This is a genomic window from Phyllobacterium sp. CCNWLW109 (genome assembly GCF_037203905.1).
GTDB classification, from domain to species: domain Bacteria; phylum Pseudomonadota; class Alphaproteobacteria; order Rhizobiales; family Rhizobiaceae; genus Phyllobacterium; species Phyllobacterium ifriqiyense.
This window is the reverse complement of record NZ_JBBCBK010000002.1, coordinates 597,971-623,142: the sequence shown is the minus strand read 5'-3', so window position 1 is coordinate 623,142 and position 25,172 is coordinate 597,971. Positions and strand designations below refer to the sequence as shown.

31 protein-coding genes are annotated in these 25,172 nt (G+C 53.2%); 12 read left to right on the top strand and 19 right to left on the bottom strand.

What is annotated here, in order from left to right; genetic code table 11:
* Nucleotides 1-54: 54 nt before the first annotated feature.
* The 7 genes from V9K92_RS08265 to V9K92_RS08235 all read right to left on the bottom strand — a co-directional run bounded on the left by V9K92_RS08265 (nucleotide 55) and on the right by V9K92_RS08235 (nucleotide 4,771).
* On the bottom strand, nucleotides 55-480 hold the full coding sequence (locus tag V9K92_RS08265; protein WP_115051938.1) for a hypothetical protein: 426 nt from the start codon (nucleotides 478-480) through the stop codon (nucleotides 55-57).
* Nucleotides 481-549: 69 nt separating this feature from the next.
* Nucleotides 550-1,851, bottom strand: a complete 1,302-nt coding sequence (locus tag V9K92_RS08260; protein ID WP_115052198.1) for an ATP-binding protein — start codon at nucleotides 1,849-1,851, stop codon at nucleotides 550-552.
* 113 nt (nucleotides 1,852-1,964) lie between these two features.
* Entirely contained in the window at nucleotides 1,965-2,636 is a 672-nt protein-coding gene (locus V9K92_RS08255) for a response regulator transcription factor (protein ID WP_115051939.1), read from the bottom strand.
* A 27-nt stretch (nucleotides 2,637-2,663) separates the two neighbouring features.
* Nucleotides 2,664-2,915, bottom strand: coding sequence for a hypothetical protein (locus V9K92_RS08250; RefSeq protein ID WP_115051940.1), 252 nt, complete (start codon nucleotides 2,913-2,915; stop codon nucleotides 2,664-2,666).
* A gap of 92 nt (nucleotides 2,916-3,007) precedes the next feature.
* A complete protein-coding gene (locus V9K92_RS08245; RefSeq protein ID WP_337353754.1) occupies nucleotides 3,008-3,226 on the bottom strand; it encodes a hypothetical protein in 219 nt (72 codons plus the stop codon).
* Nucleotides 3,227-3,363: 137 nt separating this feature from the next.
* Nucleotides 3,364-4,308, bottom strand: a complete 945-nt coding sequence (locus tag V9K92_RS08240; RefSeq protein ID WP_337353753.1) for a DUF6107 family protein — start codon at nucleotides 4,306-4,308, stop codon at nucleotides 3,364-3,366.
* Nucleotides 4,235-4,771 carry a hypothetical protein gene (locus tag V9K92_RS08235; protein ID WP_307283641.1) on the bottom strand — a complete coding sequence of 179 codons (537 nt, stop codon included), beginning with the start codon at nucleotides 4,769-4,771 and terminating at the stop codon, nucleotides 4,235-4,237. The genes V9K92_RS08240 and V9K92_RS08235 overlap by 74 nt, the downstream gene beginning before the upstream one ends.
* 692 nt (nucleotides 4,772-5,463) lie before the next feature.
* Between V9K92_RS08235 and V9K92_RS08230 the strand changes: the two genes are divergently transcribed.
* Nucleotides 5,464-6,090, top strand: coding sequence for a hypothetical protein (locus tag V9K92_RS08230; RefSeq protein WP_337353752.1), 627 nt, complete (start codon nucleotides 5,464-5,466; stop codon nucleotides 6,088-6,090).
* A gap of 94 nt (nucleotides 6,091-6,184) precedes the next feature.
* Here the strand turns inward: V9K92_RS08230 and V9K92_RS08225 are convergent, their stop codons facing one another.
* Nucleotides 6,185-6,814, bottom strand: coding sequence for a LysE family translocator (locus V9K92_RS08225; RefSeq protein ID WP_115051946.1), 630 nt, complete (start codon nucleotides 6,812-6,814; stop codon nucleotides 6,185-6,187).
* 263 nt (nucleotides 6,815-7,077) lie between these two features.
* Between V9K92_RS08225 and V9K92_RS08220 the strand changes: the two genes are divergently transcribed.
* The 4 genes from V9K92_RS08220 (at nucleotide 7,078) to V9K92_RS08205 (ending at nucleotide 11,529) form a co-directional block, all read left to right on the top strand.
* Nucleotides 7,078-9,225 (top strand): transglycosylase domain-containing protein, encoded by a 2,148-nt coding sequence (locus V9K92_RS08220; protein WP_115051947.1) that lies wholly within the window; start codon nucleotides 7,078-7,080, stop codon nucleotides 9,223-9,225.
* 35 nt (nucleotides 9,226-9,260) lie between these two features.
* Entirely contained in the window at nucleotides 9,261-9,845 is a 585-nt protein-coding gene (locus V9K92_RS08215) for a DUF1214 domain-containing protein (protein WP_337353751.1), read from the top strand.
* Complete coding sequence (locus V9K92_RS08210; RefSeq protein WP_337353750.1) at nucleotides 9,838-10,383, top strand: DUF1254 domain-containing protein; 546 nt, start codon at nucleotides 9,838-9,840, stop codon at nucleotides 10,381-10,383. The genes V9K92_RS08215 and V9K92_RS08210 overlap by 8 nt, the downstream gene beginning before the upstream one ends.
* A 102-nt stretch (nucleotides 10,384-10,485) precedes the next feature.
* Entirely contained in the window at nucleotides 10,486-11,529 is a 1,044-nt protein-coding gene (locus V9K92_RS08205) for a YdcF family protein (protein ID WP_337353749.1), read from the top strand.
* Nucleotides 11,530-11,620: 91 nt separating this feature from the next.
* Here the strand turns inward: V9K92_RS08205 and V9K92_RS08200 are convergent, their stop codons facing one another.
* Nucleotides 11,621-11,905, bottom strand: a complete 285-nt coding sequence (locus V9K92_RS08200) for a YciI family protein (RefSeq protein ID WP_337353748.1) — start codon at nucleotides 11,903-11,905, stop codon at nucleotides 11,621-11,623.
* A gap of 63 nt (nucleotides 11,906-11,968) precedes the next feature.
* Nucleotides 11,969-12,160: a hypothetical protein gene (locus V9K92_RS08195; protein WP_162802427.1), complete on the bottom strand. Its 192-nt coding sequence runs from the start codon at nucleotides 12,158-12,160 to the stop codon at nucleotides 11,969-11,971.
* A gap of 190 nt (nucleotides 12,161-12,350) precedes the next feature.
* Here V9K92_RS08195 and V9K92_RS08190 point away from each other — a divergent pair, with 190 nt between their 5' ends.
* Nucleotides 12,351-13,289 (top strand): DUF2336 domain-containing protein, encoded by a 939-nt coding sequence (locus V9K92_RS08190; RefSeq protein ID WP_337353747.1) that lies wholly within the window; start codon nucleotides 12,351-12,353, stop codon nucleotides 13,287-13,289.
* A gap of 54 nt (nucleotides 13,290-13,343) precedes the next feature.
* Here V9K92_RS08190 and V9K92_RS08185 read toward each other — a convergent pair whose 3' ends face one another.
* The 3 genes from V9K92_RS08185 to V9K92_RS08175 all read right to left on the bottom strand — a co-directional run bounded on the left by V9K92_RS08185 (nucleotide 13,344) and on the right by V9K92_RS08175 (nucleotide 16,569).
* A complete protein-coding gene (locus V9K92_RS08185; protein WP_115051954.1) occupies nucleotides 13,344-13,691 on the bottom strand; it encodes a DUF1491 family protein in 348 nt (115 codons plus the stop codon).
* 141 nt (nucleotides 13,692-13,832) lie between these two features.
* Nucleotides 13,833-14,708: a peptidoglycan-binding domain-containing protein gene (locus V9K92_RS08180; RefSeq protein ID WP_337353746.1), complete on the bottom strand. Its 876-nt coding sequence runs from the start codon at nucleotides 14,706-14,708 to the stop codon at nucleotides 13,833-13,835.
* A complete protein-coding gene (locus V9K92_RS08175; RefSeq protein ID WP_337353745.1) occupies nucleotides 14,683-16,569 on the bottom strand; it encodes a sensor histidine kinase in 1,887 nt (628 codons plus the stop codon). Before V9K92_RS08175 ends, V9K92_RS08180 begins: the two co-directional genes overlap by 26 nt.
* Before the next feature lie 432 nt (nucleotides 16,570-17,001).
* Between V9K92_RS08175 and V9K92_RS08170 the strand changes: the two genes are divergently transcribed.
* The gene (locus tag V9K92_RS08170) at nucleotides 17,002-17,412 is read left to right on the top strand and encodes a DUF5330 domain-containing protein (protein WP_337353744.1); all 411 of its coding nucleotides are present in this window, start codon (nucleotides 17,002-17,004) and stop codon (nucleotides 17,410-17,412) included.
* A gap of 64 nt (nucleotides 17,413-17,476) precedes the next feature.
* On the top strand, nucleotides 17,477-17,917 hold the full coding sequence (locus tag V9K92_RS08165) for a SufE family protein (RefSeq protein ID WP_337353743.1): 441 nt from the start codon (nucleotides 17,477-17,479) through the stop codon (nucleotides 17,915-17,917).
* A 30-nt stretch (nucleotides 17,918-17,947) separates the two neighbouring features.
* On the opposite strand, the gene V9K92_RS08160 is transcribed toward V9K92_RS08165, so the two are convergent.
* Both V9K92_RS08160 and V9K92_RS08155 read right to left on the bottom strand, forming a co-directional pair.
* Nucleotides 17,948-18,748 carry a DUF6456 domain-containing protein gene (locus tag V9K92_RS08160; protein WP_337353742.1) on the bottom strand — a complete coding sequence of 267 codons (801 nt, stop codon included), beginning with the start codon at nucleotides 18,746-18,748 and terminating at the stop codon, nucleotides 17,948-17,950.
* Nucleotides 18,745-19,197 carry a helix-turn-helix domain-containing protein gene (locus V9K92_RS08155; protein WP_115051959.1) on the bottom strand — a complete coding sequence of 151 codons (453 nt, stop codon included), beginning with the start codon at nucleotides 19,195-19,197 and terminating at the stop codon, nucleotides 18,745-18,747. Before V9K92_RS08155 ends, V9K92_RS08160 begins: the two co-directional genes overlap by 4 nt.
* A gap of 197 nt (nucleotides 19,198-19,394) precedes the next feature.
* On the opposite strand from V9K92_RS08155, the gene V9K92_RS08150 reads away from it, so the two are divergent.
* On the top strand, nucleotides 19,395-19,694 hold the full coding sequence (locus V9K92_RS08150) for a cytoplasmic protein (RefSeq protein WP_307283601.1): 300 nt from the start codon (nucleotides 19,395-19,397) through the stop codon (nucleotides 19,692-19,694).
* Between the two features lie 166 nt (nucleotides 19,695-19,860).
* Here V9K92_RS08150 and V9K92_RS08145 read toward each other — a convergent pair whose 3' ends face one another.
* On the bottom strand, nucleotides 19,861-20,298 hold the full coding sequence (locus V9K92_RS08145; protein WP_115051961.1) for a MucR family transcriptional regulator: 438 nt from the start codon (nucleotides 20,296-20,298) through the stop codon (nucleotides 19,861-19,863).
* Between the two features lie 392 nt (nucleotides 20,299-20,690).
* On the opposite strand from V9K92_RS08145, the gene msrB reads away from it, so the two are divergent.
* On the top strand, nucleotides 20,691-21,095 hold the full coding sequence (gene msrB / locus V9K92_RS08140; RefSeq protein ID WP_115051962.1) for a peptide-methionine (R)-S-oxide reductase MsrB: 405 nt from the start codon (nucleotides 20,691-20,693) through the stop codon (nucleotides 21,093-21,095).
* Nucleotides 21,096-21,251: 156 nt separating this feature from the next.
* Nucleotides 21,252-23,357, top strand: a complete 2,106-nt coding sequence (locus tag V9K92_RS08135) for a S9 family peptidase (protein WP_337353741.1) — start codon at nucleotides 21,252-21,254, stop codon at nucleotides 23,355-23,357.
* A 56-nt stretch (nucleotides 23,358-23,413) separates the two neighbouring features.
* Here V9K92_RS08135 and V9K92_RS08130 read toward each other — a convergent pair whose 3' ends face one another.
* From V9K92_RS08130 to V9K92_RS08120, 3 genes are read right to left on the bottom strand one after another with little or no spacing between them, the layout of a single operon-like run.
* The gene (locus tag V9K92_RS08130; protein ID WP_337353740.1) at nucleotides 23,414-23,830 is read right to left on the bottom strand and encodes a GFA family protein; all 417 of its coding nucleotides are present in this window, start codon (nucleotides 23,828-23,830) and stop codon (nucleotides 23,414-23,416) included.
* Between the two features lie 44 nt (nucleotides 23,831-23,874).
* Nucleotides 23,875-24,339: an SRPBCC family protein gene (locus V9K92_RS08125; RefSeq protein WP_337353739.1), complete on the bottom strand. Its 465-nt coding sequence runs from the start codon at nucleotides 24,337-24,339 to the stop codon at nucleotides 23,875-23,877.
* The gene (locus V9K92_RS08120) at nucleotides 24,336-24,665 is read right to left on the bottom strand and encodes a metalloregulator ArsR/SmtB family transcription factor (RefSeq protein WP_115051966.1); all 330 of its coding nucleotides are present in this window, start codon (nucleotides 24,663-24,665) and stop codon (nucleotides 24,336-24,338) included. The genes V9K92_RS08125 and V9K92_RS08120 overlap by 4 nt, the downstream gene beginning before the upstream one ends.
* A gap of 150 nt (nucleotides 24,666-24,815) precedes the next feature.
* Here V9K92_RS08120 and V9K92_RS08115 point away from each other — a divergent pair, with 150 nt between their 5' ends.
* Nucleotides 24,816-25,154 carry a metallophosphoesterase gene (locus tag V9K92_RS08115; protein ID WP_337353738.1) on the top strand — a complete coding sequence of 113 codons (339 nt, stop codon included), beginning with the start codon at nucleotides 24,816-24,818 and terminating at the stop codon, nucleotides 25,152-25,154.
* Nucleotides 25,155-25,172: the final 18 nt, after the last annotated feature.

Below are 25,172 nucleotides of genomic sequence, written 5' to 3'. Positions count from 1 at the left end.
GCAATTTATTGATAGGGCAATTCGCCGCAAATGCACTTCGTTGACCGATCCCGATCACAGCCGCGTCCAGCTGCCGTCCTCATTGCGACACGCCGTTCCACGCGCAGATTGCGGCGTGCCATCAATACGGATGGTATGGGTATATTGGCGGCAGTTCTGCGATCCAACTTGGTAGGGCTGAGCCGCCACAACCTCGCCAGAACGATTGTTGCTGCTTTTCCACTCTACAACCTTGCCGGCCGGAGAATATTCCAAGGTCTGATACTCAGCCTGCAATGCCTGCTTGCGGTCTGCCGGTTCAAGCGATGCATTGCCGACCAGTCCATTACCGAGGGCGGCAAGAACGCTCGTTTTTGCAGCTTGTTTCGAGCCGCCGGTCCAGGAACCTAGAACCGCGCTATCGCCCTTGCCGCCGGATGTCGTTGAACAACCGGCAAGCGCAGCAATTGCGAGAAAGGGAATAGCGACATGAAATTTCATCACAAGCTCATTTTCAGATAAATCTTCAGGCCTTTATGACCTGATTGAATGGCGGCTTGCAAGCTTCATTCAGTTCGCAGCCGTTGGTAAAATCAGTCTCGCATGTAACCCGCCGAGTAGAGAACTGCGTTCAAGCGTTAGGGTTCCGCCATATTCGCGCACAGTGTCGTTCACAATCGACAGGCCCAAACCTGTGCCCGGCTTTGTTTCATCAAGCCGCTTCCCGCGTGCCAGCGCGTCCTGTATCTGCTCGGCAGCAAGACCCGGCCCGTCATCCTCGACGCTGATCTCAAATCCTTGCTCGACGCGGGCAAGTGTCAAGGTGATAATCCGGCGGCCCCACTTTCCAGCATTCTCCATCAAGTTGCCGACGATCTCCTCAAGATCTTCCTGCTCACCAGCAAAGATTGCATCGTCCATGTAATTGTTGAACTTGATGTCCATGTGGGGATTGAGCTTGGCGGTAACGCGCACCAGCCGCTCCAGTATTGGCGTTACGGGAGCGCGGAAGACAACACTATCACGCTGTGCGGCAACGCGGGCACGTTGGAGATAATGCTGCACCTGAATTTGCATAGCGGCAGATTGTTCGGCGATAAGGCGGCCTTCCGTGCCACCGATTGTCCGGCTTTCATTCACCAGAACCGATAAAGGCGTTTTCAGCGAATGGGCAAGATTGCCGACCTGCGTGCGTGAACGATCCATGATACGGCGATTATTGTCGATCAGCGCATTCATCTCGCGCGCCAGGGGCGCGATCTCGTTGGGCAAGTCTTCGTCAAGACGCGTAACCTTGCCCTCGCGGATATCGCCCAGTGAACGGCGCACACGATCAAGTGGGCGAAGCCCGAATAGAATAACGGCAGCATTGATCAAAGTTCCGCCCAGACCAAAAATGCCGAGATAGAAGTACAACGTATAGCGGAAATCTGCGATTTCTCCCTCGACTTCGCTCAGATTTCCCATCACCCTGAAACGTGCGACCCGATTATCCGCGTCAAGCACCACTTCGGTTTCAACGACCGACAATTGCTGGCCGTTCGGTCCGGCTTCCGTATATTGGCGCTGGAATGATGTATCGAAGGGAACATTGAGAGTTGAGGGTGAATCGATGTTTCGCTCTCCCAGAGAAACGGAGCGCAGCGAGCCCTTTAAATTATCCGCCGCAGGCTCGACTGACCAATACCAGCCTGAAAGCGGGCTGGAATATCGCACTTCACCGGGGTCAGGACGTCCTGCCAACGTGCCATCATTGACACTGACTGATGCGATAACACTGAAAAGATGGGCTGAAAGCAATTGCTGAAAGCTTTTCAGGCGTGCTTCGCCATAGAGCGTCGAGATGATAGTGGCGATGGCAATGAATGAGATGATGGTCCAGAGGGTCGAGAGCGAAATGACGCGGAACGACAGAGATCGCAAGCTTGGGAGATAATTTCTCAGCCGGATTGCCACGCAATACCCTCTTTAAAAGGCTTAAGACCCTAAGCCTTGCTGTCTTGCGACTTGATACGATAGCCCATACCGCGAATGGTCTCGATCAGGTCCATGCCCATCTTCTTGCGCAACCGGCCGACAAAAACCTCAATAGTGTTTGAGTCCCGGTCGAAATCCTGATCGTAAAGATGCTCGACCAGCTCGGTTCGCGATACGACTTCGTCCATATGATGCATGAGATAGGAAAGCAGGCGGAATTCATGGGAAGTGAGTTTCAGCGTGTTTCCATTGACAGTGGCTTTTGACGTTTTCGTATCCAGACGCAACGGACCGCAGGAAATTTCGGACGAAGCATGTCCCGCCGCGCGGCGGATCAAGGCGCGTAGGCGCGCAAGAACTTCCTCAATGTGAAAAGGCTTGGCGACGTAGTCGTCGGCACCCGCATCAATCCCTGCCACCTTATCGCTCCAGCGATCGCGGGCTGTCAGCAAAAGTACGGGCATGATACGGGAATCCTGGCGCCATTTTTCAAGCACGGTCAGCCCATCCATCTGCGGCAGGCCGATATCCAGGATAACAGCGTCATAGGGTTCGGTATCGCCGAGAAAATGCCCTTCTTCGCCGTCAAAAGCCTTGTCGACAACATATCCAGCCTCCGTCAGCGCATCCACGAGCTGACGGTTAAGGTCGCGATCATCCTCGACGACAAGTATTCTCATGCAGTATTTCCTCGCGGACTTATGAGATCAGTTTGCTGGAACAGCAACTTCCACACGCCGCGGTCGTTCGCCGTCCTTACCGGGAACCAGAACCACCACTACGCAGACCTCTTTGCCGTTTTGGACAACAGATGTTGCACGCGCAAGGGTCCCCCCTTGCGAGTCCGCTACCTGCTGCCCCACCGACGAACAATCCGCAGCTAAAGCAGGACCGGCGAAGACGACGCCGGCGCCCGAGATCAGACCCGCTAGGGGCAAGGAGAAGAGTAAGTGTTTCATCATGTTGTCATTAATATCGATTGCTGTCTGAACGATGAATGAACAGTTGGTGTCTCGCTGCTACAAATGCCACAGGTTCACGTCTTTTAACATCATATTTCTTTACGTGAAATGAGAGTTGTCGCGCTGATGCGTCCAAATAGCGCTACAACGCCGCTAATGGCGGTTAGGAATTGGACTATCGTATCTGCAAGAGATGCATGATCGGCCCCTTCAAGCGAGCCATTGAAGAAGCCGGAGCACGACAAGCCAATTGTTACTATCGATGCCCAGATGGTCTTGGAAGCAAACCATGATTTTTCGTTGGTCATTAGCAAATTCCTTTAAATAATTGTCGGTTCAAAAAATATTGGAGAAAATTTACAGCGGGCCTCCTGACCAAGCCCGACTGAGGCGGAATTCATCGCTACTTTAAAGTCAAAAGCGGCGGACGCATTGCCCAGATCCTTCAGCCGCTTACGCCCAGCGCTGTCCAGGCTGCGAGGCTTGCCGCTGCAGAGCCCATCAGCATCAGTTCGCCATCACCAAGCTGGCCGCGAATATCGAGTTCCGCAGCGATCTTGATTCCGGCAAGCCCCGCGGCTACGATCCCGCAAGCATCGGACTTCTTCGTGGCGCTTGCGGGTGGATCAATGGCAATGACAATGCGCTTCAATTCCGGCACGTCCGGGCAGAATACCTCCTCCATCATCAGCCGCGACCAAAGCGCGCCTTCGCTCTCTTCGATGAGTTCGCCATCAAGTTCCTGTCTGCCAAGGCGGGTATCGCCATAAAGCCCGCTAATATGTTTGACAAAACCGGGAGCGAGAAACTCCGCATTCTCGCACATCTTCATGCGGCGCACCGGAATGCTCGGATCAGCCAGCATCTTCTTTAACAAAGGCAGCGGCTTCGGTGTGGTTGTGATCACTTGCTTCGGGTTTCGGCCAAGACGCAGCCCGAACTGCAACATGTCCCATGTCGCCTGCACATTTTTCCACTTTGCCAACTCATCGCCCCAGCCAGCATCAAATTGCGGTCCGCGCAAGCTTTCAGGGTCTTCTGATGAAAACATCGACGCCGTCGCTCCACTGTTCCAGAGTAGACGACGCCTTGTCATTTCAAAGCGAGGGCGCTCGGCCCGTGAAACCGACATGATGCCGGATGGGCCGTCGATCATAACCTCGCGGACATCGGCCAATGTTTCGCCGACCAGAGCGATATGCATGGATTTCGATGTATCAAAGGGCGCAAACCCAAGGGCCATGCCATTGACCCATTCCGCCCCCATTCGTGTCTTGCCGGAGCCTCGCCCGCCAAGGATCAGCCATGTATGCCAATCAGTTCGCGGCGGCTGTTGTGTTGTCCGCCCCTGAAAAAGCCATTCCGGATGGGCCGCCAGTATCTCCCGCATGCTTAAATTTTGTTTCGACCAGCTCGCTTGCACGGATGTTGGCAAGTTCATCGATCCTCTCATCAATTCGTTTTAGAACCGCCGCGACCTCGTCGGGCGAAAGACCGCTGGCGCTTTGTGCTCTCGCCGCATCAAACCTCTCTTGAAGGTCGCTCACCTTGTCGATAGTGCGGGCCAGCAAGGCCAATGCGTCGAGCCGTGCCTTGCTTGGAATTTCGTTTTCAAAACTGGACAGTGTTTCCAGCTCCTTGCGCAAAAGCTCCATGATTTTTCTCGCAGCATGTAACTGGCTGTTACCCTGCTGTATCTCATCAAGCGAATAGCCATCGCGATAAATGCCGTTTAGAAACTGCTGTTCGTTAACGCCCAGCAATGGTGCAATCTCGTGGGGGGCAATGCAGTATTCGCGGCACAACGCAAAGGCGCTGCGCCGGCGCATGGCCATCGCATAAATAGCAGTCATAAAAAATCCCTGAAGTATCGCGGCTAACCGGCGAGGAAGCCTTGGTCACAATTCCGACGATGACTAATATCTACAGCAGGACCGTTACGCAGTCAAGGACTATTTTCCTAATTATATACATGACAAGGCATCCTAGCACCACACTCCAGTAAACTATCGTCAGATAGCAGTGGATGCACAGGGGTAAACCGTGAACATAGACTCGCGATTTTTCCGAGAATCCGGTAAACATCGAATCTGCTAGAATTCATCGGCCAAAACGACCGGCAAAGCGTCCTGATACAGGGCGGGGCGCAATCCGGCGTTTCGGTCTACCGGGGAAATCCGGCAGTGATGGAGGACAACGACATGGTGACATGTTCGTGGCCTAGAGGCGTACACGTCAGGTGGTACTGGCGCGTACGATTCGGACGACTCGAAATCGTCCGAGAACATTGCAGGAGTTACCCAGCTTAGTTGGGTATCGCCTAAGGAGCTTGGCCCCGCTTAATAGGCGGGGTCCTTTTATGCCCACCGTGGTAGGATTCGCCCCATTATGCAATCTAATCTGTTTTCTGTCTGCTGGTTTTGTTCAGATTGTTTTAACAGACTTTGAATTCTGGTTTTTAGCGTCATTACTCGTCTTTGGTTGAGGCGGCGTTGTCAGCAACTTCTGTAGTGTCTCTTGAAACTTCTTGTCTTCGGAGTCGGACATGGAAAATTACTCTTGGCCTAGTCCTCGTACATTACCAGACTACCCGGTCAAAACGAAACCACTGCCACGTGAACTGATCCACGCTGTCGGCGTTGTCGTCATTGCTTGGAATGAAATTGAGGAAACGCATCTTGATATATTGCGAGGACTGATGGGCTTTAACGTAGGTTCCTACAAGTTTCGCATGGGAAGTCGGATACTCGAACCAATGGGCAATAGACAACGTGGTGACCTCTTGCGCGGGCTGGTCAGCGAAATGGAAATACCTAAAGCCACCAGCGCAATGCTCCTAGCATTCCAGTCTCATTATGATATTTGCCTAGGAAACAGAAACCTAATCGCGCACTCCCAGTATATAGAAGAAGAACACGGAATCCTAATTTCCTCCTTCAAGGCGACTCCACACATTAGCGCCCGGTATATCCCCGATGATGCCGAGTTCTGGGAGTTAACTATATCGGACATGCGCCGTCTGTCAGATTTCGGGGCTGGGATCGTTGATTTTGCGTTCCCCCTACACTCGCCAGAACCATTGCCAGATATACCTCCGCCACCACGTGATCTACTGAGGTTCCTTGAAGTTCATAAAATAGAGAGGCTCCAGCCTCAATCATCTAAGGAGTGATCTCAATTTCGGTACCGGCCTGTCCATTTTTATCTACCGATTCTGCTTTGCCATGCAAATAATTAGGGCCATTTTCCTATAAAGGTAAATTTTCTTATGCCGCCTTTTTCCATGTGGCAGCCAGCAACCCCGCACCTATCATCAGCGAGCCGCCAGTACGATTGACTACGCGCTGGACGCTAGGCTTGCGAATTGTCTGCCGTGCCATTGACGCCATCAATGCATAGGCCCCGGCATTCAATGTTGCCAGCACGAGGAATGTTGTTTCGAAAATGATCATCTGGGTGAGGATCGGCCGTGTCGTATCGAGAAACTGCGGCAGGAACGCCACGAAGAAGATAATGCTTTTCGGGTTGAGCGCAGTTACGACATAGGTATGCAGGAATATACGCAGTGCCTTTTCATTTTTTGCTGGCGTCTCACCTGTCACAGCATCCGCCACGGGCGCACGCCATAGTTTGATGCCGAGATAGATCAGATAGGCCGCGCCGATCCATTTCAAGGCGGTGAAAATCGTCGCTGACGCGGCAAGCAGCGCGCCCAGGCCGAGCATGGAAGCAGTCATGGCGGTGAAATCGCCGAGCGCAACGCCCGCGACAGTCGCCATTGCAAAGCGCCTCCCATGGCCAAGCGCATAAGAAATTACCAGAAGAATGGTCGGCCCGGGGATAGCAAGAAGTATTGCCGATGCTGCGACAAATGCCAACCAATGTTCAATAGCCATGTTCCCGCTCCTGTATATCTGGCGCTCAGAAATCCATAAGAAGCAGCCATTTGCAAATGAAAAATTCAAGCGGCATTTCGATGCTCAAAAGGCAAGTTTTTCAGGCTTCTCTTGTCGCAGGACATAAAAAAGAGCTAATCTGTCCTCTGGGGTGAAATGACAGGGCAACGCTTCAAAATAGCGAACTTCAGAAGCTGTTAAGCGTAATCGGATACACCATATTCTTTATAAGAATGTGGATATAGGGCAGGCACAGAGTTTCGATGAAAGAGACCAAGCCAGACAAGCGTAAACGTTTCAGAGTCTCGCCATTGCTAGGGCTTGATGCATGGATCGATTCAACGCTTTATGAGTTGCGCTTCCGTGCCGCCGAAACCTGGGAAGATCTGACGATATTTTTCCGCCGGTTCCATGTTTCCGGCTGGCGGCGCGCCATTATTGAAGTCTTGAGCGAAGGGTTCACCTGGGGCACGGCTGGCTCCGTGGTCATGCTAACGCTGGCGATACCTGCCTTTCACGAAACTGATAAGAACTGGCGCACGCGTGACGATTTCGCCGTCACCTTTCTTGATCGTTATGGCAATGAAATCGGCCAGCGCGGGATTCTCCACCGCAGTGCCGTTCCGATTGACGAATTGCCGGATCACGTCATAAAGGCTGTCCTTGCCACGGAAGACCGGCGCTTCTTTGACCATTTTGGCATTGATTTTCTTGGTCTTTCCCGCGCAATGACGGAAAATCTGCGCGCCAATTCGGTTGTGCAGGGCGGGTCGACAATTACCCAGCAGCTGGCGAAAAACCTGTTTCTGACCAATGAGCGCAGTCTTGATCGAAAGATCAAGGAAGCCTTTCTGGCTCTTTGGCTTGAGGCCAATTTGAGCAAGAAAGAAATTCTTCAGACCTACCTCGACCGCGCTTATATGGGCGGTGGCACATTCGGCATAGCTGCCGCATCGCAATTTTACTTCAACAAAAGCGTCAAGGACGTGAATCTTGCTGAAGCGGCGATGCTGGCCGGACTGTTCAAGGCACCGGCAAAATATGCCCCACACGTCAATCTGCCTGCGGCCCGTGCTCGTGCGAACGTGGTGCTCAGTAATCTCGTTCAGGGTGGTCTGATGACGGAAGGACAGGTCGTCGGGGCCCGGCGCAATCCTGCGACAGTGGTTGATCGCGGACGTTTGGAAAGCCCGGATTACTTCCTCGACTGGGCCTTTGACGAGGTTCGCAAGGTCGCGCAGAATTTCAGCACCCATACATTGGTTGTGCGCACCACACTTGATACCGGCATCCAGAAGGCCGCCGAAGAATCCGCCGAGTATCATCTGCGCCAATATGGCAAGGAATATCACGTCGCGCAGGCTGCGATTGTTGTTCTGGAAAACAATGGCGCCGTAAGGGCGATCGTCGGCGGGCGCGACTATGGCCTCAGTCAGTTCAATCGCGCCACCGCCGCCTTGCGGCAGGCGGGCTCGTCCTTCAAGCCCTATGTCTATGCTGCCGCCATGGAAAAGGGCATGACTCCGAAAACACTCGTTTCGGGAGGCGCAGTGTCTTGGGGCAATTGGTCACCGCAAAATTATTCCCGCAAATATCTGGGCAAGATTGATCTCACGACTGCTCTGGTCAAATCGATCAACACGGTGCCCGTACGTCTTGCCAAGGATTATTTGACCACGGCTCCTATCGTCGCATTGGCAAAAGCCATGGGCGTTGAATCACCGATCAGCTCGCATAAGACCATGGTGCTCGGCACCTCCGGCATGACAGTCATGGATCAAGCCACGGGCTATAACGTCTTTGCGACCGGCGGCATTGTCGGCATGCGCCATGCGTTCACGCAGATATTGAGCCAAAATGGCGACATGCTTTGGGACTGGCGCAAGGATGGCCCAAAGCCCCACCGGGTTCTGACCGAGACTGCCGCAAATAACATGAACATTATGCTCTCGCAGGTGCCGGAATGGGGTACAGCACGGCGCGCCGTGCTTCCCATGACGCGTGTCGCGGGCAAGACGGGAACGACCCAGAGCTATCGCGATGCCTGGTTCGTCGGGTTCACCGGTAATTTCACGGCGGCGGTTTGGTTTGGCAATGATAATTTCACGCCAACCAAGGAACTGACAGGCGGCATTCTTCCCGCAATGACGTGGCAGCGTTTCATGAATTATGCGCACCAGAATATCGATTTGAAAGCGATTCCCGGCATCGATCCAACCATGCCCAAGCAGGAAAACGTAGTGGCTGAAAACAGCACCACCGATGCCGATAGCGAAATTATCAAGGCTGGCGAGCGTCCGCGCGTTCTTTCGAATGCGACCGTGCAGGTGCTTCGCGAGATTGATCAGGCCCTGAAAACATCACCGAAGCTGAAATTGCCTTTGCTTCCTACAAAAGTTTCCGCGCGCTAATTGCACGCAGCAGCGCCGCCGTGTAGTCATCATTCATGCTTCGTAATGTCTTCCTCGCCCTTATTGCGCTTGTCATTGCCGTCGGCGGCGGAACACTGAGCGCATGGTATGCGGTGAATCGTTTCGATGGCTTCAACGCGCTCGCCATTGGGCAATGGACTGCCCATCCGGATGCAGGCACGCCGCTTTCCGACCCTTACGCCAAGGCGCGCGCCGCCCGCGAAGGCGCTTTTCCGCTGGGTTCAGCCGAAGGTCTGGCGTTTTACGCTTACAATGATGATACGGGCGCAGCGCTTGACCGCCAATGCACCTACAGTTTGAGCGGAAATAGCCCGAATTCACGCTTTTGGACACTTTATGCGGCAGATCGTACCTTATTGCCACTCGATCCCGGCGCCGGCCGCCTGCCTGCATTGCATTCACGGCAAATCCTGCGCGGTGAGAATGGCGCATTCGTCGTTTCCGTTTCGCCGAAGGCACAGCCTGAAAACTGGCTCGCCACCTCGGGCAGCGGGCGGATGACCTTGGTGATGACATTGTACGATACGCCGGTGGGCAGCAATTCCGGTCTTGTCGACATGACCTTCCCGGCAATCACAAGGATTAGTTGCGATGGGTAAGCTATTGCGCGCCCTTCTGTTCGGTCTGGTCGGTGCGGGTATTATTCACATCGCCGTCGTATTGCTTGTCCCCTATTACTCGGATCGAAATGCCTGGTCGCGTATTTCAGCCTATGGCGAGGATTGGCAGTTTCATACGGCAACCGGCGAACCCAGGCCCGGTATGGCACGGCTCGCATTTGACCCCTTGTTTCAAGCCGCCGCCTGCCGTTTTGATATTACAGATCTGCCCGCGCATATAACTGGTATCGGCACACTGCCCTACTGGTCGATCTCGGTTTACAATCGCCAAGGCGAAAATATCTACTCGATCAACGATCGCACAGCGATCGCCGACCAGTTGGATCTCGTCATTGCAACACCTCTGCAAATGATTGAACTCAACAAATCCAAGCCCGTAGCCGCTGAAAACTCCGTGCTGATCGAAGCCGATATGGATGAGGGTTTTGTTGTTATCCGTAGTTTCGTTCCCGATGAATCATGGGGCGAACAGGTTGCGTCCTTCCTGAAAAATGCCAACTGTTCGCCGCTGCTCTAGAACCCGGTTTTGCGTCTGGGATAGGCAATTTTTTTGGATTGTAGCTTCGCTGTTACAGAATATGTGTACGACCAACCGGACCCGATAAAGAGAGTGGACACTATGAAGAAGATTGCTGCTGTAACCCTTGCTCTGACGCTAAGCACTTCATTTGCCTTTGCCTATGACGCGCAAAACGCCGAGCGGATCAAAACTTTGGTCGATACCGGCATGCAATATTACTGGTCGGGCGGTGACGTGAAAAAGGCCGAAGCTGAGATTTTCAAGGGCATCACCCTGCATGGCCGTTACGATGTGGTTGAGCAATCCTTTGCAGAAGCTTCCAAGCTGGCGCCCGAACGGCTGGATTTCCGATTTGCAGTCGCGTCATCGCAAATCCTGCAGAAAAACCTCGACGGAGCCCGTGCGACCTATGAGGAAATCCTTGCCAAGGACCCAACCTCTTTTGATGCACAGGCATGGCTGGAGGCTCTGGGTCGTATACGCAATGACGAAACCGAAGCAAGCCTAGCGCATCAGGCGTTGGCCGGTCTCGACCGCGAGCGCGCCGAGGCATATCGCCAGCGTTTTGTTCGTGCCGAACAGATCATTGCTGAAAAGCCGAACACCGATGTGCCTACCCTTCCAGGTAAAGTCATGATCGTCACCTTGGGTTATGCTTTGGCCAAGGATGGAACAGCTGAAAAACCCTTGCTGGACCGGCTTGATGTAGCGCTGAAAGCCGCGCAGGCCAATCCCGAAGCGCGTATCATGGTGACAGGCGGCCAACCGCAATCCGGTGTTACCGAAGGCGACGTCATGATGAAGTGGCTGGTGGAGCGCGGTGTCAGCCGCGATCGCATTCTCATTGAAGACAAGTCAAAGGACACCGTCGGCAATGTCCTGAATGTCGCCAATCTTCTTAACCGCCACAGCGCTGACAGCGTCGTCCTGGTCACAAGTTCAAGCCACATGCGCCGTGCCCGGACATTGCTGGAAGATGCGCTCAAGCAATATGATCTTGACGCCAATGTCGTACCGGTTGTGGCTCTGGATGCCCCTTCCGTGGAAGAAGCAGCGAAGGTTTCAGCCGATGAGCGCCTGGTGATTTACAGGGATCTGATGCGGGTATCCGGCCTTTGGGCCTATCCGGGCGTTCAGCAGTAATATTTGCATCCACCGCTTGGCACGAATGACATGCGTGGTTCGACGAGGCGAACCACGCACTATGCTACTGCAAGCCCCCAGAAAGAGGGATTCAAAGCAATCCCTCAAGCCCCGGCTGCACTTTTGACGGCGCGAACTCCTGCACGTCAATATTGGCGAGCTTGCGTGTGTAAAACGGGTCTTCTTCAAGCACTTTGCGCAGGGCTGCTTCACTCTCAACCTTGGCGAGAATGATGCCGCCGGTACGCGGTATTTTCCGGCCCGAGGCTACAAACATTCCGGTAGCGTAGTGCTTTTCGAGGAAGGCGACATGATCTGCCATTGCGGCATCGAGGTCGGCTAGCGGCGCGATGTAGGTAAGGGAAACGATGAACATTAGGGACTCCTGATATGCGAGTCCTGATAGTTCCATAGCTGCATTTACAAGAACAGGTTCAAATCAACCCGGCTGGGGCAAATTGTCGAAAAACTGACGGCGAAGCTTTGCCTTGTCACGTTTTTGCGGCTGGGCTGAATAATGTTCATAGCGCACGCCGGGAAAGATTGTGATCTCGGCTGTCGCCTGACGTTTCTTCTGATCCCGGTTGCTTCGCGTTCTGGCGCTTCCCGGAAATGCGATTACAAATCCCATTTGGTCCATCCGTAAGGTTCGTTGCTCTCCTGAACTCGAATGCTACGCAGATGCCTATTGGTACTTATGCCGTATGCGCGTGATTTGCGCCATTATTTAATAAGACACGTCGATGGTTAACGACTTGCTAACGCTTAGCGGCTAATTTTAGAAGCTGTTATTGCGTTGCGTGCAGTGTTGGAGTTTGTTCGTGAAGTATCCTGAGTTTCGGGCGCTTGAAGACCGCAGCGGCGGCAGCAAGGCTGACGATCTCCTGACCGCGTCCATTACTGCGTTCTGCAGCGTCGCAAGACCGGCAAAAAGCGATGCGCAGCAGCTTGAAGACCTCGCTGTTCCTCTCCTGCCCCTCACCTCTCCGCGCGTGCGCCGGCATGCGGCAGCCGTACTTTCCGAATTACCCCATGCGCCCCACCGTCTCATCATGGCTCTTGCCGAGGATGATGTGGATATTTCTGCGCCCATCCTGCTGCGCTCTCCCGTGCTGAAGACCGGCGATCTTATTGACATCATCCGGCGCAAAGGCCTTGGGCATGCCCGAGCGATAGCACGCCGCACAACATCTGATCCATTATTGCTGGATGCGCTGCACAGTTTCGATGATCCCGCGCTCGAACGCACATTGGCATTTCAACTGTCGACCGATGTTGAAACGGTTGCGGCTCCAGAGTCCGAGCGCCTTCGCGAAACGCGGCAGGCACTGCGGGAACTGATGCTTAGCACTGATATCGGGCAATCCGACGATCAGGCGCTTGCCGACCGATTGATCGATGCAGCCCTGCTGGACCAGACCACTCAATTCCAGGAAGAATTTGCCCGCGCGCTTGATCTTGGCATGGAAAGTACAGTGCGCATCATTGGTCACGGGCTCAATGCTGAATTGACAATCGCCTTTGCCTCGCTTGGCCTTTCAGCGGAAGCGTCACACCTCATCCTTACCGGTCTTTTCGGGCTGGTGCATAAGGATCTGCATTCACTGCGGCTGTTCATCCAGTCTTATCGCCAGATTGACCAGGAAAAAGCCCGGGCTACAGTCGCACGCTGGAAGATTCAGGAAAACTCTGCGGCACTGCGCCAGAAATTGCGTGAGATGGCCAAGGATGTCGAGAATACAGCCCGAAAGGTTTCCTGACCGCTGCAATTTCCCCACATTGGCAAGGACGATCATTGCATTCAGCTTTTTAATCTAAACATCAACCACCGAAAACAACTCAGACCTATCCCCGCGATAATCCTCAATTTCAACAATCCAAAGATCGCGGTCCCAGCGCTTCTGCTTTTCCAGATCATCATTGATGTCCATCTCAGCCGAGCCTGATTTCAGTCGTGTAAACAAGCGCTCGTCGGGCTTTGTCTCATCATAGACCATTTGCGGAGCCGGACCGAACAGGTCATATGTGCCATCGGAATTGCGAAGTTTGATGAAAATCGCTCCGGCTTCCATTGCTCCCCTGTTGCTTAATGCAGCAAATGCGCCGGTGTCATTGACCCTCCGCACCAGTGCTGAAACCCAAAAGTCAGATGTCAGGCGCATGGGCACAAATCCTTGCTGGGACGGAAATTTGCGTCCTGATGAGCCGAAAATGGTGGATTTCAAGCACCCGAAGCAGTGAACTTTTGGGTTCAGGAGCACCGAGCACAGAAAAACGACATTTGCAGGCCATCAGGGCGTGAATTAGTTGATAAGGCCGATTTCCTGCATCTTGGCCAACAACTTCGCGTCTGGCTCGCCCGTTACTGGCAGGCGGAAGAGTTTCTGAAATTCACTGACGGCTATCTTCGTGGATTCACCGACCTTGCCGTCGATTTCCACTTTGTCATTGCCGAATGCGCGCAAACCGGCCTGCACGCGTACGATTTCCGGTGCGGATAGGCCGCCTGTTGCGGCATCGTTCACCTCGGCATTGGCCGACGAAGCAGAAATTTTCTGTACCGTTGCTTTTTCAGGAGCAGAATCCGGCTTCTTGGCCGGAACAGCAATGCTTGCCGTCGTGTCGTCCACATTGCCAACTGGAGCCTCGGCCTCAACACCGAGCTCAGCGCTGGCCTTGCGGTAAGCCTCGATAGCCGCGCGTGTGCCTTTGCCGGAAATGCCGTCCACGGTTCCATTGTAAAAGCCGAGGGCCAGCAGTTTCTGCTGAAGCTGTGCCACTTCCGGATCGCCGCCCGGCCCCAATACCGGGTCACCATTGATGGCAGCGGCAATTGCATCCTGGCTTTTCGGAACCGGAACAGAATTGACCTTGCGGATTGGTGCATCCACAGATGTCCGTTTTTCTCCCGATAAAGCAGGCTTTTCCTGCTTTATCGGCTTGAACACCAATTCGGGCCGCGTCGAGAAAAAGACGCCCTCATGCACATGCGGCTGATACCACAGCGCATTGGCCGAGATGAAACCAAGCGTGACCAGAAAGGCGGTTGTGCCGCCTGCGATGCCAGGATTGCTGGCGATCAAACCACCGGCTGCAATCAAAGCCCGCAATGCAGGGCTTCGTTTAGGTGCGCGGCGCTTGGCGGTCCGGCTGCTAGGCCGACTTGCGGGCTTCCCCATGGGAACCTCCCTTTACATCGCTGATCTCTTTGAAGTCGACAATATTGGCGGCAGGCTCTTCGCTGCGCTCGTCGCTGGCGATAATACGGCCAGAGCGGGGGATACGGACGTCAACAATTGTGCCCTGCCCTGGAACGCTCTTGATCGTCAGTTCGCCGCCATGAAGACCTATCAGCCCTTTTACAGTGGCAAGACCCAAGCCAGTGCCTTCCTGAGCGCGCGTATAGTCATTCTGCACCTGGCGGAAAGGCTGGCCCAAAGTCTTCAGATCTGCTTCGGCAATACCGATGCCCGTATCACTGACCGAGAACATCAGCGTGTCATCTTCAACCTGCGCGTCGATCGTCACAACGCCGCCAGCTTCGGTGAATTTCACCGCATTGGACACAAGATTGATCAGAACCTGATGGATGGCGCGATTATCGGCAACGACATTGCCAATACGGGGGCTGACGCGATCGCACAAGGTGACGTTCTTCTGCAAAGCCTGATGCGCCATCATATCGTGCACCATTGTCACGGTGTCTTTGAAGGCGAAGCTTTCCGCATGGATCGGATAGGCTCCCGCTTCAATCTTCGAAACATCGAGAATGGCATTGACCACTGAAAGCAGATGATTGCCGGAACGATGCACCAACTCGACATATTCGCGCTGGCGGCTATCGGGCAGCTTGCCGCAAATTTCCTGCAACAGGATGTCGGAAAAACCAATGATGGAATTAAGCGGCGTGCGCAGTTCGTGGCTCACTGTGGACAGAAAACGGCCTTTTGTAATTTCGACTGTCTCAACTTCGCGGCGCGCTGCAACAAGTGCGTTGCGATCCGCGACGGCCTGCGAGATATCCGTTGCGACTATAAGAAAGCCCTCGGCCTGGCTGTGAGGCACAGCGCTCAAATGATAAGTTGCGAACCTGACAAGGTGTGGCTGGCCGCAAGTCTCTGCCGGCGCAACACAACGCAGCTTGACATCGACATGGGCTTTGGCCGCGCCGCGCTTCATGTCGCTGAGGAAACCAAGGAATTGAACACGATCGGCCACGTGCACCCGCTCGAACAGCGGCGTGCCGATCAGCAGATTGCGTGCAATACCAAACTGTTCTTGGGCCTTGGATGAAAGTGATTTCACCAGCCCGTCGCTGCCAATACTCATAACCACGCCATCAATGGCGCTTTCGAGATCGGCAACGCGATCATCGCGGCGAGCGGCAGCAACGCGCTGAACAAGTCCTTTCGTTATCCGCACAATCAATGTTGCAGAATAGGCCAGAGAAGCCAGCAAAGAGATCGGCGAAAGGCCAACTTCTGCATTCTTGAGCAATGACACGATAAGCAGAACAGCCAGCATCGCCGCCGATATCGCGCCAGCCAAACGCAGCGAACGCTCGCTTCTATAAATGAACCAGGCTTCAACAGGCACAGCGGCAGCCAGCAGCCAAAGCAGCAGATTTGGTGCTGATGAAGCAATCCCGATAGCGCAAATAGATGCGCCATAAGCGATAAGTGCACCAAGGCCGATCTTCAGGCCATCCTTGGATATTGCCAGAGCACCGCAGAAGATCATCGGCAAAGCCAGAACGCCAATAACTATGCTTACAATACCGGCCATTTCGCCAGCCAACAGGTGATTGGTGAACACCGCCATTGCAAGCACCAAAGGCATGGCAAGAAACGCGCCCGCCATCCGCGTATCGCGCTCACGGGTCACCGGGCAGGCAACGGATGTATTGACCCAACGCCTGCACAAATCGTGGAAGCGACCGGCAATATCAAGCCGCCGGCGCGAGCTGGCATCGGCAAAGTCATGCCGCCGGTGGGCGTCAGCCCCGGCAAAGTCAGAATGTGTGACGGAATGAATCGGCACCAATTTTTTCCTGCTTTCCGCAAAACCCTGGTTGTCGCCCGGATAAAGCGGTCATTTCATGAATGCTCTTTCAAGCACTCTTGTCAGCGTTAACTTTTGCAGACGAGGCTTTAAGGAAAGGATAAAACTGGGGGATCGAATGAGCCGTAAACCCGGTTTCGAGCGATTGTGACTGGCATGGTAAATGAAGAGTTTCGGTCAAACACAAATTGGCGTGTCGAATCGTGCAATCAACGATTTGCGCCTCAACAGTTGTTAATGCTTGGTTTCTATAGTGGCTCAAATTGAGACGCAGGCTTCAACGCTATGTTGCTAAGCCTGTGTCACAGTCTTCGCGTAGGTCGTCTTGGGACGGTGGGTTTTGCGCCAAAGGGTTGGGCTATGTTCTTTTTGATCAGATTTGCGATCAAGTTCTGCTTCTGGATGACAGTCGTGTCATTATTCATGCCTTCGCTCTCCAATGAGAAGGGCGGACCCAGCCCGCTTGAAGCCCTGCTGGCAGCGCAAGACACAATCAGCGATCTGTCGGATTTCTGTACCCGCAAACCCCAGGCCTGTGAAACTGGCAAGGCGGCGATCGCAAATGCTGGCGTACGTGCCGGTGAAGCCGCCAAAGTCGGATATGAATATCTCGATGCCCAGCTCGGCAAAAAATCCGATGATCCGGACTCGGTGGTTGCGAGAGCGCATGGCGATGCGCCAGATACCAGCGATGCTGAAGCAATCAAAGCAAAACTGCGTGAAATGGCTTTACGTGAGATTATCAACGCCGCCACCCGCGAGCGTGAAGAAACAAGCAAAATAGACGCCAAGGCCCATACGGGCTCAGTCAGTAAGAATTGAATTGCATAAAAACGGTGACGTTCGCAGTTAGGAACACTATATGTGCCCTGAACAGGACAATACCATGGCACAGACTATTGACGACATTATTGGCGATTTCGACTTCATCGACGATTGGGAAGAGCGCTATCGCTATGTCATCGACCTTGGTCGTGATCTCAAACCCTATCCGGAATCAGCCCGCGACGCCGTGCATAAGGTCAATGGCTGTGTCAGTCAGGTCTGGCTCAAAAGCACGCTTTCAGCAGGACCAGATCCCGTTATCGAATTTGTCGGCGACAGCGACGCACACATCGTTCGCGGTCTGGTTGCTATCATGATGGCGCTTTACTCAGGCAAAAAAGCTTCGGAAATTCTCGCTATCGATCCGGAAGCCGTTTTGCGGAAGCTAGGTCTTAATGAAAATCTGACGCCGCAACGCTCGAACGGTCTGCGTTCGATGGTCGCCCGCATCCGCCAGGAAGCCGAAACAGCGCTCGGCTCGGCGGATGCAACGCAGCATTAAGCCAAATTCGTCAGAGCAAAATCATTGCCCTTAGCTTATTGAGGGACGGTAACCTTCCGTGCCCCAGTGAATAACGCTTGAAGTGCGGCGCGTTGGCGCTGGCGGATTGTAATGTCTGTCTAGCACAGCCAGTGCTGTTTTCAGGATCAGTTTTGCTGAACGGACCGGCCATTGCCGCTCACGCTCGACTATTTCCAATCCCTTGAGAAAGCAGCACACATCGACCAAGACGCCCGCAAGTTCAGGTCCGACCGCATTGAGCGCCTGCTCCACACGCTGGCGAGCAGCCAAGGCCGCGTCTGTAATTTCGAGCACACCATTGGAGCGCGAACCACTGCCAGTCACATCCCAGTTAACACTGATCGAGGGCATCAGATTGCCAAGGGTGAAATCCCGACGCAATTGCTCTCCCGCCTTGAACGCCGCTTCGTTGATCAGTGGCCGGCCCGTGCCATCCTTGCGTTTACGCAGATTTGCCAGCGGCGACTCGGCCTCATTGGTGCGAACTTTGCTTGGGCCATGTTCGTCCGGGAGCGTTATGAACGCCTCGTTTCTATGCTGACTGGCAAAGGCATCAACATCGGTGGCGCTCCGCAGCAGCCATGCCTTACCTGCATCGGAAATTTTCAACTCCGACTTACAGGGCACCACGAGTCCCGTCATTGCTGCATGGGCGATAACATCTCTTTTAACGCTCAACACACCATATGCGGCGCTTTCAAGCATCAATTTTTCCGGCGCTGCCGCTTCAGCGAGTTGCACTGAACCCTTGGCGAGAAATCGTAAAAGGCGCGCAATCATGGCTTGATCGATTGTGGAGTGCCCGTTCATCGACGCACCCTCCCACTTTGAGCAAAGGCTGCCCGAATAACTGTTTCAACCATATGAACGATGCGGTCGAAATCTGTATCCTCGCGCATATCCTCAATCAGATGACAGGCATGGGCCACCGTACTGCGATCTCGCCCGAAGACACGACCGACCTGCGTCATGGACATGCCGAGTGTGACATGCACCACATACATGCCAATTTGGCGAACGCGCGCAACAGCTTGTTCACACCGCGAGTTTGATCGCAAATCGCAACCTGAAATGTTAAAGAGAGCGGACAACACGTCTAGAACATGTTCACATATCTGGAAATGTTGCTCGCCTAAGACGTCATTCCGAGTAATGACAGCCAGAATCGGCGTAGTCCCGTCGCGACGCGCGCGCAGGGCTTTGACTATTTTTTGCGCATCCGCCGCTGACCTTATCGTATGGTTGAAATTCGGAACCATTACTCTACTCCACCTCTTTAATAGGAATATCTTCTTATACTCCCACCATCAAGAACGTGGATAAGTTTTTGCCAATACAACCATTATCCATTTGTTTTAATTATATTATTTGTTTTTCTACTCATTATAAATAGGTCTTTTATCCTACATCACTGCCAATCCATCATAATACCGGCCACACTGAAAGGAGTGGTCCAATGTCGATATGCGAGTTGAAGAAAGAGCGTGGCGCGTTTCTGGCGGCCAAGGAAATTACCGCGGGCGAGGCCCGGCAACGTTTAGCCCTGCAAATATTTTGTAATATTGATCTCGACCAATTGCCTGGAAAGGATGAGGCGAGCCGAGTTCATATGTGCCGGCGTCTGATACGGCTCATAGAGCGCGAACGGCTCAAGGGAACAAGTGGGCATTGGAGTTATGATCTCAATCGCCACATTGGTCTGAAACAGGCATTGGACAGGTTGCAGGGTCAGGCAAAGCCAAAAATGGCCATTTAACAAAAACGGCGCCCAAGGCGCCGTTTTTCAAATCCAAATAGTCAGTTCCAATAGTGGGATTGCAATCTAGCCTCCCGCATCCGCTTGCCATCAGACCCATTCAAAAAATGTGATCTATTGGCTTTCCGCAGGAGTTGAACTCTTGCCACCCGACCGAATATCGGTCTTAAGCGGCCTTCTTGCGCTTACGACCAAGACCCATATTCTTGGCAAGGCGCGAACGAGCTGCTGCGTAGTTTGGCGCAACCATCGGATAGGAAGGATCAAGATCCCACTTCTCACGATACTGTTCTGGCGTCAGGCTATAATGAGTCATCAGGTGACGCTTCAGTGATTTAAACTTCTTGCCGTCTTCGAGGCAGACAATATAGTCATCTGCAACGGACTTCTTTGGGTTGATTGCAGGTTTTGGTTTTTCCTGAACAGCAACAACCGCCTCTGAGCCACCGTTAACGCGACCAAGCGCTGAATGTACCTCGGCGATGAGCGTCGGCAAATCGCCGGCCGGTACAGAATTATTGCTGACATAGGCAGCAACCAATTCAGCCGTCAGCTCAAGCAAAACATCGCTGGCCGTGGAGTTTGAATTGTCGAATGTGGTCATAAAGTCCAATTCCTTCGTCTAATTTGAAATATCGGGAGGGGAGTTAAAAAACACCAATATAAAGCTCTAGGGCGCTCTGTTTTCCGACGCCTTTGGCGATCCTCTTTTTCGGATTTTGGTGAATTTGTCAAATCAATACTTCATTTACAAAAGAAATATTTCAAACGACATCAAATTCAGAGATTAACCACCAATCGCGCCAAGAAGCCATACTAACTCCACTCAACGAATGCACGCACCTGCCGACGACGCGCATTCGAGAATTTGCCTATATAACTAATACATAAAATGGCAAAAATGAGGAATATAACGTTTCACGCAAAGCATTCTATAATAACGGATGTTGTGGAGTGCAGTGTTCATGCTTACATTTGCATTGAAAGGAACATAAAATGAATACAAAAACGTTCAAAGTGGTAAAAACTGATGCAGAATGGCGTGAGCAGTTAACACCGGAACAGTATCAAATTACGCGAAACCATGGAACGGAGCGCGCATTCTCCAGTCCGAACTTCGATAGTAAACTCAAAGGTGTTTATAAGTGCGTTTGCTGTGATCGCCCGCTTTACAAGTCAGAAGCAAAGTATGAGTCCGGTACAGGTTGGCCAAGTTTTACAAATCCAATCGAACCTGACGCAGTGATTGCTGTGGAGGACCGGTCCTATGGCATGCTCCGCACGGAGATTAAATGCTCTGATTGCGATGCCCATCTTGGTCATGTTTTTCCGGACGGACCCGCTCCCACGGGCCTGCGTTACTGCATGAATGGCAATGCCTTGGTCTTTGACCAGGCCTAGTGCGAACCACTGGGCCGAACGCTTCCATTTAATCTGTCCAACTATCAACTAAAGCCGCATTGACGCGATACCGGCTTATATGAAATCTGCGTTGCAGCCCGGAAAATCGTGCCGGGCTGCGAGATGGACCTTATCGCCAACCTTTGAAAGTTCTCCATGACGAATTCGCCACGCTTTTCCGCTCATCCCGTTCCAAAATCCGAAAAGAAGCCTGTTTCTGATACCCGTCATGGCATTACCCGTGTGGATGATTACGCTTGGATGCGTGCGGAAAACTGGCAGGACGTCTTCCGTGATCCATCGACGCTGGAACCGGAAATCCGCAGCCATTTAGAGGCGGAAAATGCCTATCAATCGGCGCTTATGGCCGATACCAAGCCATTGCAGGCCAAGCTGTTTGAAGAAATGAAAGGCCGCATCAAGGAGGATGATTCGTCTGTGCCCTCCAAGGACGGTCCCTATGCCTATGGAACCTCGTTCAAGACCGGCGGCCAGCATCCACGCTTTTTCCGCACACCACGCGATGGCGGCGAGCAGACAATGCTGCTCGACGGTGATATCGAAGCGCAGGACAAAGCCTATTTCAGCCTTGGCTCTGCCGATCATTCGCCCGACCACACCAAGCTGATCTGGGGCGTCGACGACAAGGGCTCTGAATATTATACGCTGAAAGTGCGCGATCTCGAGACAATGCAGGATAATGCCGAAACTGTCAGCGATACGTCAGGCAGCGGCGTCTGGAACGCGCAATCGGACGGCTTCTACTATACGCGCGTTGATGCCAATCATCGCCCTTCCCGCCTGTTCTTTCACAAGCTTGGAACGTCGGAGAGCCAAGACCGCCTGATTCATGAGGAAAAGGACCCGGGTTTCTTTCTGGGTGTTGGGGGCAGTTCCCTTGATGATTTTATCTTCATTGATATTCACGATCACGAGACCTCTGAAGTTTGGCTGATTCCGGCAAATGATGCTTCCGCTGAGCCAAAGCTTGTCGCGGAACGTCAACCCGGCGTTGAGTATAGCCTGACCGAAGGCGGCGACGTTTTCTACATCCTCACAAATGCTGATGGCGCCAAGGATTTCAAAATCATGAGCGTTCCGGTGGCAACGCCGGAAAAAGCCAATTGGAAAGAAGTCGTTGCCCACAAGGCGGGACGTCTGCTGCTTGGACACTCAGCCTACAAGAATCACCTGGTTTGGCTTGAGCGCGAAAATAGTTTGCCTCGAATTGTTATTCGTGACCGCCAGACCGGTGAAGAACATGCCATTGCATTCGATGAAGAAGCCTTTTCGCTCGGCCTTTCCGGCAGCCCCGAATATGACACCGAGGTGATCCGCTTTTCCTATTCGTCGATGACGACGCCGACGCAGCTTTACGACTATAATATGCGGACACGCGAGCGTTCATTGCTTAAAACGCAGGAAGTGCCATCCGGCCACAATCCGGACGACTATGTAACCCGCCGCCTTCTCGCGCCCGCTCATGATGGCGAAACTGTTCCGGTTTCCATCGTTTATCACAAGAACACCAAGCTGGATGGCTCCGCCCCTGCGCTGCTTTACGGCTATGGTTCTTATGGCCACAGCATTCCGGCCAGCTTCAATACCAACTGCCTGTCACTGGCAGATCGTGGTTTCATCTACGCCATTGCCCATATTCGCGGCGGCAAGGATAAGGGCTATGATTGGTATGAAAACGGCAAGCGCCTCAATAAGCTGAATACGTTCAAGGACTTTATCGCTGCCTCCGAACATCTTGTTGCGGAAGGCTTCACCAGTCATGACCGGATCATAGCGCAAGGTGGTTCTGCAGGCGGCATGCTGATGGGTGCCATTGTCAACATGGCACCACAGAACTTTGGCGGCATCATCGCCGAAGTACCCTTTGTTGATGTGATCAATACAATGCTTGATGACACCCTGCCCCTCACCCCGCCAGAATGGACGGAATGGGGCAATCCGATTACCTCGGCAACCGACTACTCCTATATGGCATCCTATTCGCCTTACGATAATGTCACGGCACAGGCTTACCCGCCGATCCTTGCCGTGGCAGGCCTGACAGATCCGCGTGTCACCTACTGGGAGCCAGCAAAATGGGTTGCCAAGCTACGCGAGCTAAAGACCGACGATAATCCGGTGCTTTTCCGTATCAATATGGATGCCGGGCATGCAGGCGCTTCCGGGCGTTTTTCAAGGTTGGAGGAAGTTGCCTATACGCAGGCCTTTGCCTTGAAATTGGTTGGTAAGGTCGAAGCTTAAGACCAAAGGCAAACCTGGATACGCCACATGTGAAGCCTTGCCGATACCGGCTGCCTTCACATGGGCGGCATCCGTTCGAATTTCGTTAGCGAAGGATCGATCGTGTCCCACGCAAGGCCGCGGATGGCGTAAGTGACCACCTGCGGATTGAACCGACTTGGATCGTCAAGGCTGGTCGCGGGGACAGCGACCATGTCCGGCGTTGCTACCGAGTTCAAGTAGACAAGCGTTCCGCAGGTCGGACAGAAGGCGTGAATCTTTTCGATCCCGCTATCGCCTGCGACATTCCATGTGCTCGCTTTGCCGGTGATTTTCATAGCGGCTCTATTGACGAAAGTCAGGTAAGAGCCATGCCCGGTTCCACTTCGTTTCTGGCAATCATGGCATTGGCAGTGGTTTTCGAAGATGGGTGCGCTGCTTATTTCATAGCGAATTTCGCCGCAGGCGCATCCGCCTGTGTAAGGTTTGCTCATAACTCTCTCCCAATAAGCACTAGATCGATGACGACGCGGTTGCGTCAGTCCTTCCCGTCGACAATGCTGCCGATACTCTCGACCACTTTCTTCCAACCTTCGCTCATGCTCTTGAACGCGCTGTCGTTTTTCGGCAGGACGAAGCCGGAATGGATGAGACGCAGGCGCGTGCCGCTTTCACCCTTGGACAGCATGAATGTGACCACGGTGTCGAGCTGTGAGCCATATCCGGAATTACTGCTATGCCCGCCTTTCCAGGCATAAGAAAAGCGCTCATACGGCTTTACCTCAAGCACTTCGCAGTGGATGATGCCATCCCAAGCGCCCGCTGGCGTGGTTTTGTAGGTGAAGTGTTTGCCTTCCACGGGCTCGAACCCGGACGGAATCATCAACCAGCGTCCCATCAAACTCGCAGTGGTCAATGTTTTCCAGATTGTTTCCGGCGAATGCGGAAAAATCTCGTCCACCACTATTTCTTGCGTATCAGGCTTTAATGCTGCTTCGTTCATGGATCGATTTCCTTCAGCAATGTTCTAAGATTGGCAAAACGCTCGCGCCAGAAGACACCATAATGGTCCATCCAGTTGACGAGTGGCTCAAGCCCTTCCGGCTGAGCGCGGTAGTAAACTTTTCGACCTTCGGGACGCTCAGCAACCAGACCGGCCTGCTTGAGTGTCTTGAGATGTTGCGAAATAGCGCCTTGCGTCACGCCGCTGCCGCGCGTGAGCTCGACAACAGTAATTTCCTGGTTCTCGATAACCTGTTCAAATACGGCCCGCCTTGTGGGATCGGCCAATGCGCGCATGACGGCGTTTATAGGATCTGCTTCTATCATGCCAAAGAATTAGCGTATACTAATTCATTAGTCAATACTAATTGAATAAGATGCAGGCATAAATGAATTGGCTGTAGTCTCGCCATGAATGGCATATAGTTGAACCCTGCCCGCAGCGGGATCGACTGGTTTCGCATAGGAGGAATTAGAATGAAGCGCATGACTCAGATTTTGATGTTTGGAATGGCCGTCGCCATTCAGCCTGCACTTTTGTCCGCAGGCATCACGCCAGCACAAGCTGCCATTCGCAAGAATGTCAGCGAATATGCCGGTGAACGCTGCAACGCGCCGCCGATTGGCTCGGGTATAGTCTTTGGCCGTTATAGCGGGACCACAGATAATCCGATGATTTCCTTTGGTGATGACCAGACAACGGTATCTTTCCAACGCTGCTTTGGATCCATGGAGGAATGCCAGGGCTGGCTCTACACGATGCGCAGCAAATATACCGATGGAAATTCCGTGCTCATTGGTTGCAAGCGGCGATAATCATCCCAGCCAAATGTC

Coding starts and splice junctions, on each gene's coding strand:
- V9K92_RS08235 (WP_307283641.1), bottom strand. CDS start 4,771: ATGACTGCTATTTATGCGATGGCCATGCGCCGGCGCAGCGCCTTTGCG.
- V9K92_RS08135 (WP_337353741.1), top strand. CDS start 21,252: ATGACGAATTCGCCACGCTTTTCCGCTCATCCCGTTCCAAAATCCGAA.
- V9K92_RS08220 (WP_115051947.1), top strand. CDS start 7,078: ATGAAAGAGACCAAGCCAGACAAGCGTAAACGTTTCAGAGTCTCGCCA.
- V9K92_RS08205 (WP_337353749.1), top strand. CDS start 10,486: ATGAAGAAGATTGCTGCTGTAACCCTTGCTCTGACGCTAAGCACTTCA.
- V9K92_RS08250 (WP_115051940.1), bottom strand. CDS start 2,915: ATGAAACACTTACTCTTCTCCTTGCCCCTAGCGGGTCTGATCTCGGGC.
- msrB (WP_115051962.1), top strand. CDS start 20,691: ATGAATACAAAAACGTTCAAAGTGGTAAAAACTGATGCAGAATGGCGT.
- V9K92_RS08265 (WP_115051938.1), bottom strand. CDS start 480: ATGAAATTTCATGTCGCTATTCCCTTTCTCGCAATTGCTGCGCTTGCC.
- V9K92_RS08225 (WP_115051946.1), bottom strand. CDS start 6,814: ATGGCTATTGAACATTGGTTGGCATTTGTCGCAGCATCGGCAATACTT.
- V9K92_RS08255 (WP_115051939.1), bottom strand. CDS start 2,636: ATGAGAATACTTGTCGTCGAGGATGATCGCGACCTTAACCGTCAGCTC.
- V9K92_RS08125 (WP_337353739.1), bottom strand. CDS start 24,339: ATGAACGAAGCAGCATTAAAGCCTGATACGCAAGAAATAGTGGTGGAC.
- V9K92_RS08130 (WP_337353740.1), bottom strand. CDS start 23,830: ATGAGCAAACCTTACACAGGCGGATGCGCCTGCGGCGAAATTCGCTAT.
- V9K92_RS08120 (WP_115051966.1), bottom strand. CDS start 24,665: ATGATAGAAGCAGATCCTATAAACGCCGTCATGCGCGCATTGGCCGAT.
- V9K92_RS08180 (WP_337353746.1), bottom strand. CDS start 14,708: ATGGGGAAGCCCGCAAGTCGGCCTAGCAGCCGGACCGCCAAGCGCCGC.
- V9K92_RS08165 (WP_337353743.1), top strand. CDS start 17,477: ATGGCACAGACTATTGACGACATTATTGGCGATTTCGACTTCATCGAC.
- V9K92_RS08240 (WP_337353753.1), bottom strand. CDS start 4,308: ATGCGGGAGATACTGGCGGCCCATCCGGAATGGCTTTTTCAGGGGCGG.
- V9K92_RS08115 (WP_337353738.1), top strand. CDS start 24,816: ATGAAGCGCATGACTCAGATTTTGATGTTTGGAATGGCCGTCGCCATT.
- V9K92_RS08210 (WP_337353750.1), top strand. CDS start 9,838: ATGGGTAAGCTATTGCGCGCCCTTCTGTTCGGTCTGGTCGGTGCGGGT.
- V9K92_RS08185 (WP_115051954.1), bottom strand. CDS start 13,691: ATGCGCCTGACATCTGACTTTTGGGTTTCAGCACTGGTGCGGAGGGTC.
- V9K92_RS08160 (WP_337353742.1), bottom strand. CDS start 18,748: ATGAACGGGCACTCCACAATCGATCAAGCCATGATTGCGCGCCTTTTA.
- V9K92_RS08155 (WP_115051959.1), bottom strand. CDS start 19,197: ATGGTTCCGAATTTCAACCATACGATAAGGTCAGCGGCGGATGCGCAA.
- V9K92_RS08245 (WP_337353754.1), bottom strand. CDS start 3,226: ATGACCAACGAAAAATCATGGTTTGCTTCCAAGACCATCTGGGCATCG.
- V9K92_RS08200 (WP_337353748.1), bottom strand. CDS start 11,905: ATGTTCATCGTTTCCCTTACCTACATCGCGCCGCTAGCCGACCTCGAT.
- V9K92_RS08150 (WP_307283601.1), top strand. CDS start 19,395: ATGTCGATATGCGAGTTGAAGAAAGAGCGTGGCGCGTTTCTGGCGGCC.
- V9K92_RS08215 (WP_337353751.1), top strand. CDS start 9,261: ATGCTTCGTAATGTCTTCCTCGCCCTTATTGCGCTTGTCATTGCCGTC.
- V9K92_RS08145 (WP_115051961.1), bottom strand. CDS start 20,298: ATGACCACATTCGACAATTCAAACTCCACGGCCAGCGATGTTTTGCTT.
- V9K92_RS08230 (WP_337353752.1), top strand. CDS start 5,464: ATGGAAAATTACTCTTGGCCTAGTCCTCGTACATTACCAGACTACCCG.
- V9K92_RS08195 (WP_162802427.1), bottom strand. CDS start 12,160: ATGGGATTTGTAATCGCATTTCCGGGAAGCGCCAGAACGCGAAGCAAC.